This is a genomic window from Shewanella oncorhynchi (assembly GCF_030848765.1).
GTDB lineage: Bacteria > Pseudomonadota > Gammaproteobacteria > Enterobacterales > Shewanellaceae > Shewanella > Shewanella oncorhynchi.
In genome coordinates, this window is sequence record NZ_CP132914.1 from 61,535 (window position 1) to 74,407 (window position 12,873).

Here is a 12,873-nt window from a genome sequence, read left to right on the forward strand (position 1 = left end):
GCGTATTTCTGCTAAGGTCTAAAAGTCGAACTTTGATAGAGCGAAGGTGAGTTTTTTATTCATTGGCAATGAGTTAGCTGGAGTTTGGTCAATGGAATATTATGCAACATCCACTATAGCGGATAAAGGTTGAAGTGGGTAATCAATGGATAGCTTATGCCATCAGATATTTAGATATATGGCGGGAGTGCTTTCGTCGTTTTTCAAGGTGATCACAATGGGTGGCTTAGAAAGAATGACTCAGTTGGGGGAATTCTGAGATAGAGTGCCACTGATATGGTTTTCGATGGCATGAAGCCATCGAATAGCCTATCGGAATAGTTCTTTTAAAAGAAACGGACGGGTGTTATAGCGGTGAACAGACTCGAAGGGCGGCACTGACTTGCAGTGCCTGCCGTCCAACTAATTAATTTACCCAATCGCCAGTTTGGTTTCTGCGTAGCGCAGTTTCTTGGTCCTTGGGCTGGCGAGGAAGTAGGCGAGTACGAGTGGGCCTAGGCGACCCATGAACATTATAAAAATGATGATGACTTGGCCTAGAATCGTTAAGTTGCCTGTCAGACCTCGGGACAAACCGACTGTGCCCAGTGCCGACACTGCCTCAAAGACGATATCAATTAACGGTGCGTTTTCACTTAATACCAGTGCGAAGATGGCTAGCCAAGTGACGCCAATGGAGATCATGGTTAGCGCCAAGGCTTTGCTGACAGTGTCTTTGGGGATTTCCCGTTTAAACACATAAATGGCTTCGTCGCGGCGTAAATAACCATAAGTGGCCAAAATCAGCACCATAAAGGTGACGACTTTAATGCCGCTGGCGGTACTGAGGGACCCACCGCCGATAAACATCAGCACAAGTATGAGCAAGGTACTGGCGTCTTCGAGTTGGTCAATTGCTAGGGTATTAAAGCCTGCGGTGCGCGGGGTTACGGCTTGAAACCATGAGGCTAACCATTTGCCGAGTTCGCTTAAGGGCGCCAAGGTATTGGGGTTGTTGTACTCAATAAAGTAAATCGCAATCACGGCGACGGCGTTGATAATCATAGTGCCTGTGATCATCATGCGGCTGTAAACGCTGAGTTTTGACCAACGCTTGTTCCTACGAAGATCTATCCACACCGAAAATCCGAGGCCACCTATGATGAGCAGGCCCGTGATGGTGAGATTAATGACAGGATCGGCAACATAGGGCATTAGGCTGTCGGCACTGAGGGCAAAACCTGCGTTGTTAAAGGCGCTGATGGTGTAGAAAAAACCGTGGAATAAGCTGGTTTGCCAACCGAGTTCCTGACTCCAGTACACTGAAAGAATGGCCATGCCTACGGCTTCAACCAATAAGGAAAACACTAACACTGATTTTGCCGTTGAGACTAGAGTCGATGTATCTGTTTGATTAAAAGCCTCTTTCGCGACTGTTTGGTGTAAAAAACCAATTCTACCGCCAATGGCGATCAAGGTGACAATGGCGAAGGTCATCAGCCCAAGTCCACCGCATTGAATTAACAGCGCTATGACGATTTGCCCAAAGGGCGTAAAGACTGTGCCAGTATCGACAACAACCAGCCCTGTTACTGTTACCGCCGAGGTGGCCGTGAACAGACTTTGTAGCCAGGTAATAGACGATTCGGTTGCTATGGGCAGTTTGAGTAAGCAAGTGCCTAAGATGATCAACAATGCAAAGCTCACGCTTAGGATAAAGGGCGGTGCGCCTAACAACTTTTTACTCGATTTGGGTTTATGCTCAATCGCCATGATGGAGGGATGCCATTGAACCAAGTTACACCAACCTTGGCGCTAGGTATTTGAGCTCAGTACGGCTACCGCAGAGCAGTAAGGCGTCATTCGTTTGCAGGATAAATTGACTATCAATTTTGCTGAAAACCGTCAGATCTCGCTTAACCATAATGGCGGCGACTTTGCCTTTAGGATTGCGTATCACATTGCTTTTTACATCATCTTTAACATCATCCTGTGCAGCGCCGAGGAGTTGGCTGACAGTGGTTTGATCAAGGTGAGGCTTGATATGGATTTCGACCACATAGAGACCATCACCAATCGGCAGGAAATTGTTCACCATAGGATAGTTGAGTGACTGGGCGACACGTATGCCCATTTCTTCCTCTGGATGTATGATGCGGGCGACGCCGAGTTTAGAGACGATAGTGTGATGGGCTTTAGTGCTGGCCTTGACCCAAATGACTTCTACGCCTAGATTCTTGAGCGCCAAGGTGCACAGCAAACTTGATTGCATATCTTCGCCAATTGCGACCAGAACGGCTTCACTGTTTGCGAGGTCTAGCTCACGAAGTGCGGCTTCGTCGGAACAATCACAAATAACCGCTTCGGTTAAGTCTTCTACGTATTTTTCCACCATTTTAGGGTCACTATCCACGCCAGTGACCGTGTGGCCTAAGTGGATCAATTCTAGGCTAGCGGCGACACCAAATCGCCCTAAGCCAATAACGGTAAAATGTGCCATTAAAATATCCTTTTCTATTTTATAACAAATGCTTATCTATTGTTTGTTAAGCGATAACCTAGGCCCGCTTCTGTCTTAATGAGCTGCTGCTCGCTGCTGTCATTGAGTTTTTTACGTAACTGACTGACTAAGATCCGCAGATAATGACTGTCTTCTTGATGGGTTTTACCCCAAATATCCCGCAGTAATTCAGTTTGTTTAACGAGCTGACCAGGGTGAGATATTAAGGTCTCCATCAGGGCAAACTCCTTTTTGGTTAAGGCGATTTCTTGCTGATCGAGCCAAAGCTGGTGGGTACTTTTTTGCAACTTAAGTGCGCCAAACTGCAGTAAATCACTTAGTGGCGGTTCATCAACTAAGTCGCGGACTAAAACCTTGATGCGAGCGATTAACTCTCTGATCCCAAATGGCTTGCTGAGATAGTCATTGGCGCCAGCTTCCAAAAGACGAATTTTTTCTTCCTCTTGATCGCGGGCGGTTAAGATAAGCACCGGCACTTTGTCACTCTGACGTAAGGTTTGCAGCAAGCTGATGCCATCACCATCGGGTAGGCCAAGATCGAGCACTAACACATGTGGCTGCTGCGCATGATATTGCGCTAGGGCTGACGCAATCGAGGCGGCGCCATGATATTCGAATCCTTCCGCTTCTAACGATATCCGCATAAAAGTGTGGATTTGCGCTTCGTCATCGACAACTAGCACCTTATAAGCCATTTATTCCTCTCCCTTTTTTATTGGCAATGCGATACGAATAAGGCTGCCATGAGAGACAGGTTCGGCGCTGATCTGGCCACCATGGGCGGTAATTATGCCCTTAGCAACAGCAAGCCCAAGGCCCGAGCCGCTATCGGTTGAGGGATGCTGGCGATAAAAGAGTTCAAAAATTGCCTGCGCTTGAGCGGGTTCTATGCCAAGACCCTCATCTTGGATATCTAACAGTAACGCATCGCCCTGCTGATACGCTTTTACTATGACTTGCTTATCAGAAGGCGAATAGCGCAGCGCATTATCCAATACATTGAAAATAGCTTGTTCAATCAATGAGCTGCATATCATCAGTGACGGTAGATCGGCGTCACTCTTGATGATAATGCGCGGCTGCGTGGCTGGAAAACGGGCAATAGCTTGGTGCAATACATTCATTATTGCGTCTTCACTCAAGCTAAACTTGAGTGCGCCGTGTTGTAACTTAGTGGCTTGCAGCAGGTTTTCGATATATTGGTGCAGGCGATGGCTTTCGGCCGCCGCGCTATCAATCAGCTCATCCTTTTGGTCTGGGCTGAGCTTAGGCATGTATTCCTTTAAGGTGGTGAGCGTGCCTATGATAGTGGCGAGTGGGGTGCGTAAATCGTGGGAAACCGACAGCAAAATACTGTTGCGTAACTGAGCTTGTTCGAGAGCATCTTGCTGACGTCGATAGTGTTCGGCTAATTTGCTGGTGGTGAGGGCGACAAGCAGAAACACACTGAGATTGAGAATGTCCTCAAGATTAAACATCTGGAGTGAATAACGTGGTGTGGTAAATAGAAAATTAAAGCTGGTCGCCTCAAACACTGCCGCAAAATAGGCCAAGTTGGCGTTGCATTGTAGGGCTACGGCCACTACGGCCAATTGTAAAATCAGCAGTACGGCGATAGTCGAGTTTGAAAAGTGATCGATAAAGGCGCTGCTGAAAATGGCCGTCACTAGCACTATGAAGGTAAATAAAGTCGGGTGCGAACGCCAGTATTGTGTCATGGGAGCCGCTATGGATGAAGTCATGAATAGAAAGACGCATATAAAGAAAGTGCCTGTACTTTAGCAAAGGCATTTTAAGATAGCGCGTAAAAATGTCGTAAAATTTGTAACCTTGTGAGTGGCTTAGCTTGCACTTAGCTTAGGCAAATCGAGCTTGTTCACATCACACTTTGGGTAAATGATAAGGCTTACCGCATACACTTATGTTGTAAGCCTTAACCCTGGCGCAGGCCCTTACGTATGTTGCCAAAGCGCTTATCCACCACTAACCCTGAATCATTGACTTGCCCGTCATTGAGCTAAGCATCACCAAGGTATTGGTGGGGGCACTAAGCGTTTGCCACTATAGCCAGTAACGGCGGCGAAGCGGGGATCTTCGGCTTCCCAATCGGCCTGTGCTTTGACTATTTCATCTTTGCTATGGCCAACAAAGTTCCACCAAATGCTGACAGGATCAGCCAATGGCGCGCCGCCAATTAGCAGTATGCGACAACCCGCCTCGAGTTTTATGGTGATGGTTTCGCGTAGCATGCCAAGGTAGGCGAGGTGGTTATTATCAAAACTGTCATCCTCGATTTGGAAGCGGCCTTCCAGTGGCATGAGGGCATATTCGAAACTAGGGTCGAGATTCAGAGTGAGTTCAGCGTCATGGGCGGCAAACAGATCTATGGCAACGATAGGTGAGAAGTGTAATGTGGGCGCCTGTTTATGATGCCAACTGCCAATCAGTAGGGTGAATTCGACGCCTGACTCGTGCCAAGCCGGTAGCTCGGGATAGTGATCGAATCTCGGAGTGGTATCTTTGTGCTCTAGTGGTAAGGCTATCCATAGTTGGGCTGCGTGCATAGTGTGATGACCCGCTATCGACTCTTCGGTGTGGGCTATGCCGTGTCCGGCTGTCATCAGGTTAACTTGTTTTGGGCGGATCACTTGAGCACTGCCGAGGCTGTCCCTGTGCATGATTTCGCCTTCGAGCATCCAAGTAAAGGTTTGCAATCCAATGTGTGGATGTTGGCCGACGTTTAACTGCGGGCCGTCGGTGATTGGGCCAATATGGTCGAGAAAGCACCAAGGGCCGATAAGGCGGCGCTCTTTTTGTGGAATAGCCCGTGCGACAGGTATGCCGCCGACATCACTGATTTTTGGGGCAATCCGTTGAGCTTGAATGCGGCCATTTTCAATAGGACATTCCTTAGGGCCACCATAAAACTGTGCTTGTAGTTCACTCATGTTCGCTCCTTATTCCATTACTAGGGCATGCTCAGTTCAGTTTGGCTCGGTTCAGCGCAGCTAAGTGTGAACCTAGAATCTCGCATGGGGGTGATCTCATATTGCATTCGAGCCGAAGGTTTTAGCTTCGGGTATTCCAGTCGATTTTGCAAATTGTGGCAGTGACCTGATAGAGGGCAACTGCACTTTTTAGTGGTTAACTTAACGTGTTTTAGGATCTTCAAATTGCCCTTCGATAGCCTTTGATAGCCTAATTCAAGTACGAATGTGTGACTGAGCCCGCGTGAATGGGACTTTTATCTGTCCTTTACTTTAGCAAGCCTGTATTTATGTGGGCATTAGCGTTTGATGTTTTACTCGAGCCTAAATACGAGTGTTTGACAAGTTTGGGGCTCGGTGGTTTTTATCATCCATGTCTTACGTTGGATCTGCAAAATCGAGTCTATCTTTTATGGGAGCTTGTGTTGGCGGCAAAGCCTGTCTTCACCCTAATCCATTCAGCGTACAGGCTTAACACTCATAAATATATCATTGGTAAATATAACGTTGGGCTGTGATTCAGCGTGATAGATCAAGGAGAAAGCGTGCTCGAAAATCAAATGATGTTACTGGCGGTATTTGAACGGGCGGCCTTGATGCTGATGACCTTGTTCTTTTTAACTCGCACTCGACCGTTTCAGCGTTTATTCCAAAAGCGTAATCATACCCCCGCAGAGTTGGTTTCTGTGGCGGCGATATTTTGCTTATTTGCAGTGTTTAGTACTTATACCGGCATTGAGGTTGAAGGCGCGTTGGTCAACGTGCGTATTATCGCAATTATTTCTGGCGGGATTCTATTTGGCCCTTGGGTTGGTATTCCTGCGGGCGTGCTGTCGGGGCTGCATCGATATCTTATTGATATGGATGGTGATACTTCTATTCCGTGTTTAATCGCTAGCATTATTGCCGGCCTTATGGCGACGTGGATTTATTACAAATGTCCCAAATCTAAGTTGTGGATTTATGGCATTGCGGCGGGCATGTTGTGCGAAACGCTGACCATGTTGTTGATTTGGTTATTGACAGAGCCACACGAGGTGGGCGTTGAGATAGTGAGTCACATTGCCTATCCCATGATTGCGGGCACTGTGTGTATCGGACTGATTATTAAGTTAGTGCAGGACCTCGACGATGAGAAAGAGTTGATTGCCGCTAAGCAGGCCAAGCTCGCGCTGGATATTGCTAATAAAACCTTACCCTTTTTCCGCAAGATTGACCGCCATGCCTTAGAGCAAGTGTGCGCTGTGATCCGTAATGAAATCCATGCCGATGCCGTGGCGATTACCGATACTCGCGATGTATTAGCCTATATGGGCGTTGGTAAAGATTACTACGAGGTCGATGGTCATCAAGCGATTAGCGAAATGACTCAAAGGGCGATAGAGCAAGATCAAAACATTATTAACAATGACTTACGCCAATATCATTTATCGGATTTTCATTCGGTCATAATAATCCCGCTGCGCGAAAACGGCACTGTGAGTGGCACGTTGAAGATTTACTATCGCAATACCTATCGTATCACTAGCTCGTTGCGGGAGATGGCTGTGGGCTTGTCGCAGCTAATTTCGACCCAGATGGAAGTGTCGCGTATCGAGCAACTGCAAGAGATGACCCGCAAGGCGGAGTTTACGGCGTTGCAGAGCAAGATTAATCCACATTTTTTATTTAATGCCCTCAATGCGATTTCTTCTTTGATCCGTATTCGGCCACAGCAGGCGCGACAGTTGATTGCTAATCTGGCCGATTATCTGCGCTATAACTTGGCTAAAGGCGATGAGCTGATTGATATCCAAGAAGAAGTGAAACAAGTCCGTGATTATGTGGCGATTGAGCAGGCGCGCTTTGGCGACAAGCTTGAAGTGATCTTCGATGTCGACGATGTGCATTTTTGTGTACCTTGCCTCTTGTTACAGCCGCTGGTGGAAAACGCGATTTTGCACGGCATTCAGCCGCGTAGTGCACCGGGTAGAGTGACGATAGAAGTGAAAAAACTCGATGCAGGCATTCGCGTCGCCGTGCGCGATACTGGCTATGGGATCCGCCAAGAGGTGATTGATGGTGTAGCTGCTGGCCGTGTAGAAAGCAGCAGTATCGGGCTGATGAATGTGCACCAGAGAGTGAAGTTATTGTACGGCGAAGGTTTGCAGCTTAAACGGCTCGAGCCGGGGACTGAAGTCAGTTTTTACTTACCGGAAAATGAGGCGCAAGTATGTTAAAAGCCATCATAGTTGAAGATGAATATCTTGCCCGTGAGGAGCTAGAGTATTTAGTGAAGAGCCACAGTGAGATAGACATAGTGGCTAGCTTCGAGGATGGCTTAGAGGCCTTTAAATATTTGCAGGATCACGAGGTCGATGTGGTGTTTTTGGATATCCAAATACCGTCCATCGACGGCCTTTTGTTGGCGAAGAATCTGCATAAATCGACCCATCCTCCCCATGTGGTGTTTGTGACTGCCTATAAAGAATTTGCAGTAGAAGCGTTTGAGCTCGAAGCCTTCGATTATATTCTCAAGCCCTACAATGAACCGCGGATCATCAGCTTATTGCAGAAGATTGAACAGGTGGGGCGGCAAGCACCAAAGCCGCAACATGAGGCCGCGAGCAACACTAGTCGAACCGTGAATTTAGTCAAAGGTGAGCGGATTATCGTCACGCCCTGCGAGCAAATTTATTATGCCGAGGCCGATGAAAAACTCACTTATGTGTACACCCGCACCGACCGTTATGTGATGCAGATGACCATCAGTGAGTTTGTCAGCCGCTTGCCCGCCGAGGGCTTTTTCCGCTGTCACCGTTCCTATTGCGTCAATATCAACAAGATCCGCGAAATCGTGCCTTGGTTCAATAGTACTTACCTGATTAGGTTGCATGATTTGTCGTTCGAGGTGCCCGTTAGCCGTAGTAATATTAAGGCTTTTCGACAGCTGATGAGGCTGTAATTGTCATTCATTCCTGCAGATCTGTATTTCATGCCTTAATTGATCGGCGCGAATCGCATCTCTCTTATAGTGGACTCAATTCCTGATCCCCTAAAGCGAGATGCATCATGACTAAAGAGATGAACCGTACTCGGTACCTGACCTTAGTTGGTACTATTATCACCCAGTTTGCACTCGGCTCAGTTTACACTTGGAGCCTGTTCAATGCGCAGTTGGCCGTTAAGCTCGACGAACCCGTCAGCCAAGTGGCATTTGTGTTTGGTTTGCTGAGTTTGTCTTTGGCCATGGCATCTTCCATGGCGGGCAAATTACAGGAACGCTTTGGCGTACGTAATGTCACCTTAGGCGCAGGCCTGTTACTCGGCGTTGGATTCTTACTCACTGCTCAAGCCAGTAACTTGATGATGCTTTACCTGTGCGCAGGGATTTTAGTGGGCTTTGCCGATGGCACTGGCTACTTGATGACCTTGTCTAACTGCGTGAAGTGGTTCCCCGAACGCAAAGGGCTGATTTCGGCGTTAGCGATTGGTGCTTATGGTCTAGGTAGCCTCGGATTTAAATACATTAACGTGCTGTTACTCGAAAACACTGGCCTTGAAACCACCTTCCAACTGTGGGGCCTGATCGCCATGGCGTTGGTCTTGTGTGGCGGTATGTTGATGAAAGATGCGCCTGCACAATCTGCCGCAAGTCAGCAAGCCGAAAGCCGCGACTTCACCCTCGCAGAAGCCATGCGTAAGCCGCAATACTGGATGCTAGCGCTGATGTTCCTGTCTGCCTGTATGAGTGGTTTGTATGTGATTGGTGTGGCTAAAGATATCGGTGAGAAGATGGTCGACTTGCCTGTACTGGTCGCCGCCAATGCTGTTGCTGTGATTGCTATGGCAAACCTCAGTGGTCGTTTAGTGCTGGGTATACTGTCGGACAAAATCCCCCGCATTCGCGTTATTTCACTGGCGCAGATCATCACCTTAGTCGGTATGGTGTTACTGTTGTTCATTCCTTTGAATGCTAACCTGTTCTTCGTTGCGGTTGCCTGCGTTGCCTTTAGTTTTGGCGGTACTATCACTGTTTATCCTTCATTGGTGAGCGACTTCTTCGGCCTGAATAACCTGACTAAAAACTATGGGGTTATCTACTTAGGTTTCGGTATCGGCAGCATTATCGGTTCGATTGTCGCCTCGTTATTTGGTGGCTTTATTGCAACCTTTAATGTGATTTTAGTGTTGCTGGTGGTGGCGTTAGTCATGTCATTAACCATTCGTATGCCAGAGCCCAAAACTCCTGCGTCAGCTAAGAGAGCGACTAAGAGTACGCCTCGCTTAGTGAATATGACGGCCGAATCTGCATAGGCGCAAGCTAAGCTTTTCCTCTTTAGCCAAAAGCTAACATAAAAAATCCGCAGCCAAATGACTGCGGATTTTTTACTTTTTATCCCGTATTTTATGGGCGAGGTTGTTATTCATTTAAGGCTCGCTGACTTATCTATGTGATTGCACTTTTGATGTTAGCTCTGTGCTGCCTCTTTTTTATCACACCAACAACAGGTAACTTGATAACCTTTAAAGCGTTATTCAGGATGTGTTGATGTTAACGGACCCTCTTTTTTGGTTGGTGGCGATACCCGCAGTATTGATTACTGGGATTTCTAAATCCGGTTTTGCGGGTGGCGTGGGCGGCTTAACTGTCCCGCTATTGGCGCTGGCCATTAGCCCTGCTACAGCGGCGGCAGTCATGTTACCACTGCTGATTTATATGGATTTTTTAAGTGTTCGTTCCTGGTGGGGGCAACATAATCCGCGTCATTTATGGATCCTCTTACCCGCGGCGATTGTGGGAATTTTTATCGCTTATCTGTTGTTCGATCGATTAAACGAAGATTACTTACGGGTGATTCTAGGCTGTGTGTCCTTAGGTTTTGGTTTGTATGGTTTGATCCTTGGGGATAAAACTCAAGCATCACCTTCACCTCTGGTTGGGCGCTTGTGTGGCTTAACCGCCGGATTTACGAGTTTTGTTGCCCATGCGGGCGGGCCGCCACTCAACGCTTATTTGTTGCCGTTGCGCTTAGCCAAGGCAGAGTTTTTAGCCACTGCCGTGGTGTTTTTTGCGGTGGTGAATCTGGTTAAACTTGTTCCTTACAGTTTGCTTGGGCAGATCAACCAAGAGAATATTATCGTTTCTCTGTTATTGGTGCCGCTTGCATGGTTAGGGGTAAAGTTAGGTTTGTTCATTCAAGATAAAATTGACGATAGTTTATTTAAACGCATCATCTTGATTTTAATGGTGCTGGTGGGTGTGCGTTTATTGTGGACGGCGTTATAGTTTTAAGCTTTAGGTTATATTAGTCTGCTAGAGTGCGCGGGTGTTGGGGCGTTTTGCTCCCCAGCCGCCCTGAATTTACCTGATAAAAACTCAAAATTACGTTACTGTGAAATCTGCCTGCAATGAGTTTGAAGCTATGAAACGATTATTGATAGTTATCTTAGCCTTAGGCCTTGGCGCTTGTGCTAGCGCGCCAGAACCTAAGCCTGTGGTAAAGCAAGTTGAACCCGCTACGGTTTGGAATGATAGCAATATCTCCGAACTGCATTCTGAATGGCGCGGAGTGCCTTATCGCCTTGGTGGTGGCACTAAGCGTGGCATAGATTGCTCGGCCTTTGTGTCTGTCGCCTATCAGAAGATGTTGGGTATGACCTTACCGCGCACAGTCGAAGAGCAACAAGCCTTAGGTAAACCCGTGCCGAGAAATCAACTGCGCAAGGGGGACTTGGTATTTTTCAAGACGGGCTGGAGCACACACCATGTCGGCATTTATGTAGGAGGCGATAATTTTCTCCACGTTTCCACTAGCCAAGGGGTGAAGATTTCGAGCCTGCACAACAGTTATTGGGCGTCTAAGTATTGGAATGCACGGCGGATTTAACATATCTTCTTTATGCACTTGGGCTTATAAGTTAGCGGAGACAATATGTCCTTAGAGCCTGCGTTATCCCAGAGTGACCCTTTACCTACTTCTGTTTTTCTCGCCATTTTCTCCGCCGTATTCTTGCCCATGTTTTTGGCCGCGGTTGATCAAACCTTACTCGCGACGGCGACGCCTGCCATAGTTGAAGATCTTGGCGGTCTGCGCCAAGCCTCGTGGATCACTATCGGCTATATGCTGGCGATGGCCGCTTCTGTACCGATTTATGGCTGGTTAGGGGATAACTTCGGTCGCGCGAAAATCCTGATGATCGCCTTAGTGGTTTTTGCACTGGGCTCCATCGTTTCGGCGAGTGCGGGTACTATGGACCACATGATCGCTGGACGTATCTTGCAGGGCATGGGCGGTGGCGGCTTGATGAGTTTGTCTCAATCCTTGATTGGCGAGTTAGTTCCCATTCGGCAGCGGGCGCGTTTCCAAGGCTATTTTGCTGCTATGTTTACCCTAGCGAGTGTTGGCGGCCCTGTGATTGGCGGTATTGTGGTGCATGCCTATTCGTGGCATTGGCTGTTTTGGGCGAATATTCCACTGGCTATGCTGGCCGTATGGCGGCTCAATGGCTTACATAAGCGCAGCGTTAAACCCGTTCGCCAAGGCAAGTTTGATTTAGTGGGCGTGGTCTTGTTTCCGGCTATTATCACCGCGCTGTTGTATTGGTTATCTATGGCGGGGCAAGAGTTTGCTTGGCTTTCTGTGACCAGCTTAGGCTTTGCCGTTTTTGTGGTGTTCGGCATTTTAGGCTTGTTATTGTGGGAGCGGCGATTGGCTAGCCCGTTTCTGCCGTTAGATTTACTGGCGAAGAAGGCCGTGTATATGCCACTGTTGACGGCGGCGTTGTTTGCGGCCTGTTTGTTTGCGATGATTTTCTTCCTGCCTATTTATCTGCAGGTGGGCTTACACACTAATCCCGCCAAAACCGGTTTGCTGCTCTTGCCTATGACCTTCGGTATCGTCACTGGCTCGACGATTGCGGGCCGACTGTTAAGCAAAGATGTCGCGCCTAAGTGGTTACCGACCTTTGGCATGAGCTTAGCTTTTATCGGCTTGTTATTGATTAGTTTTGTGCCGCCTAATGCCAATGTGATCGGCGGCTTAGGTGTGTTGGTTGGGATAGGGCTAGGGACTGTGATGCCGAGTGTGCAGCTCGTGGTGCAGAGCGTGTCGGGCAAGGCGCGACTCAGTCAAGTCACGGCCATGGTGTCGCTGTGTCGTTCTATGGGCGCCGCTATCGGCACTGCGTTATTTAGTGTGCTGCTTTATAGTCTGCTACCACTCAAGGGTTCAGAGCTTGGCATCGCCACCATTAAAACTCTGCCGACAGAGGTGGTGCATCACGCCTTCCAATATGGATTTATGGCCGCTGCGGGTGTGGCATTGTGCGCCGCGATAGTTGGTTTTTTATCCCCTGCGACGGCATTAAAAGATCATGATAACGAAACTGCGCAGTAAGCCTAGA

Annotated in this window: 11 protein-coding genes; 6 read left to right on the forward strand and 5 right to left on the reverse strand. The window is 48.0% G+C overall.

Annotated features, from left to right (window positions below; all coding sequences use genetic code 11):
- Window positions 1-411 precede the first annotated feature (411 nt).
- From RA178_RS00290 to RA178_RS00310, 5 genes are all read right to left on the reverse strand, one after another.
- Entirely contained in the window at window positions 412-1,776 is a 1,365-nt protein-coding gene (locus RA178_RS00290; protein ID WP_306684034.1) for a TrkH family potassium uptake protein, read from the reverse strand.
- 1 nt (window position 1,777) lies between these two features.
- Window positions 1,778-2,479 (reverse strand): potassium channel family protein, encoded by a 702-nt coding sequence (locus tag RA178_RS00295; RefSeq protein WP_113941209.1) that lies wholly within the window; start codon window positions 2,477-2,479, stop codon window positions 1,778-1,780.
- 32 nt (window positions 2,480-2,511) lie between these two features.
- Window positions 2,512-3,195 (reverse strand): response regulator transcription factor, encoded by a 684-nt coding sequence (locus RA178_RS00300; protein WP_306684037.1) that lies wholly within the window; start codon window positions 3,193-3,195, stop codon window positions 2,512-2,514.
- Window positions 3,196-4,242 carry a sensor histidine kinase gene (locus RA178_RS00305; protein ID WP_306684039.1) on the reverse strand — a complete coding sequence of 349 codons (1,047 nt, stop codon included), beginning with the start codon at window positions 4,240-4,242 and terminating at the stop codon, window positions 3,196-3,198.
- 282 nt (window positions 4,243-4,524) lie between these two features.
- Window positions 4,525-5,448, reverse strand: coding sequence for a pirin family protein (locus RA178_RS00310; RefSeq protein WP_306684041.1), 924 nt, complete (start codon window positions 5,446-5,448; stop codon window positions 4,525-4,527).
- Between the two features lie 584 nt (window positions 5,449-6,032).
- Here RA178_RS00310 and RA178_RS00315 point away from each other — a divergent pair.
- The 6 genes from RA178_RS00315 to RA178_RS00340 all read left to right on the forward strand — a co-directional run bounded on the left by RA178_RS00315 (window position 6,033) and on the right by RA178_RS00340 (window position 12,866).
- Window positions 6,033-7,706, forward strand: a complete 1,674-nt coding sequence (locus RA178_RS00315; protein WP_287478759.1) for a sensor histidine kinase — start codon at window positions 6,033-6,035, stop codon at window positions 7,704-7,706.
- A complete protein-coding gene (locus RA178_RS00320) occupies window positions 7,700-8,431 on the forward strand; it encodes a LytR/AlgR family response regulator transcription factor (RefSeq protein ID WP_105250908.1) in 732 nt (243 codons plus the stop codon). The genes RA178_RS00315 and RA178_RS00320 overlap by 7 nt, the downstream gene beginning before the upstream one ends.
- A 107-nt stretch (window positions 8,432-8,538) precedes the next feature.
- A complete protein-coding gene (locus RA178_RS00325) occupies window positions 8,539-9,783 on the forward strand; it encodes an L-lactate MFS transporter (protein ID WP_306684043.1) in 1,245 nt (414 codons plus the stop codon).
- A 235-nt stretch (window positions 9,784-10,018) separates the two neighbouring features.
- Window positions 10,019-10,756, forward strand: coding sequence for a sulfite exporter TauE/SafE family protein (locus RA178_RS00330; RefSeq protein WP_306684045.1), 738 nt, complete (start codon window positions 10,019-10,021; stop codon window positions 10,754-10,756).
- Window positions 10,757-10,892: 136 nt separating this feature from the next.
- On the forward strand, window positions 10,893-11,357 hold the full coding sequence (locus tag RA178_RS00335) for an NlpC/P60 family protein (RefSeq protein ID WP_105250911.1): 465 nt from the start codon (window positions 10,893-10,895) through the stop codon (window positions 11,355-11,357).
- Between the two features lie 45 nt (window positions 11,358-11,402).
- Entirely contained in the window at window positions 11,403-12,866 is a 1,464-nt protein-coding gene (locus RA178_RS00340) for an MFS transporter (protein WP_306684048.1), read from the forward strand.
- Window positions 12,867-12,873 lie beyond the last annotated feature (7 nt).

Coding starts and splice junctions, on each gene's coding strand:
- RA178_RS00295 (WP_113941209.1), bottom strand. CDS start 2,479: ATGGCACATTTTACCGTTATTGGCTTAGGGCGATTTGGTGTCGCCGCT.
- RA178_RS00300 (WP_306684037.1), bottom strand. CDS start 3,195: ATGGCTTATAAGGTGCTAGTTGTCGATGACGAAGCGCAAATCCACACT.
- RA178_RS00305 (WP_306684039.1), bottom strand. CDS start 4,242: ATGACTTCATCCATAGCGGCTCCCATGACACAATACTGGCGTTCGCAC.
- RA178_RS00310 (WP_306684041.1), bottom strand. CDS start 5,448: ATGAGTGAACTACAAGCACAGTTTTATGGTGGCCCTAAGGAATGTCCT.
- RA178_RS00320 (WP_105250908.1), top strand. CDS start 7,700: ATGTTAAAAGCCATCATAGTTGAAGATGAATATCTTGCCCGTGAGGAG.
- RA178_RS00325 (WP_306684043.1), top strand. CDS start 8,539: ATGACTAAAGAGATGAACCGTACTCGGTACCTGACCTTAGTTGGTACT.
- RA178_RS00330 (WP_306684045.1), top strand. CDS start 10,019: ATGTTAACGGACCCTCTTTTTTGGTTGGTGGCGATACCCGCAGTATTG.
- RA178_RS00335 (WP_105250911.1), top strand. CDS start 10,893: ATGAAACGATTATTGATAGTTATCTTAGCCTTAGGCCTTGGCGCTTGT.
- RA178_RS00340 (WP_306684048.1), top strand. CDS start 11,403: ATGTCCTTAGAGCCTGCGTTATCCCAGAGTGACCCTTTACCTACTTCT.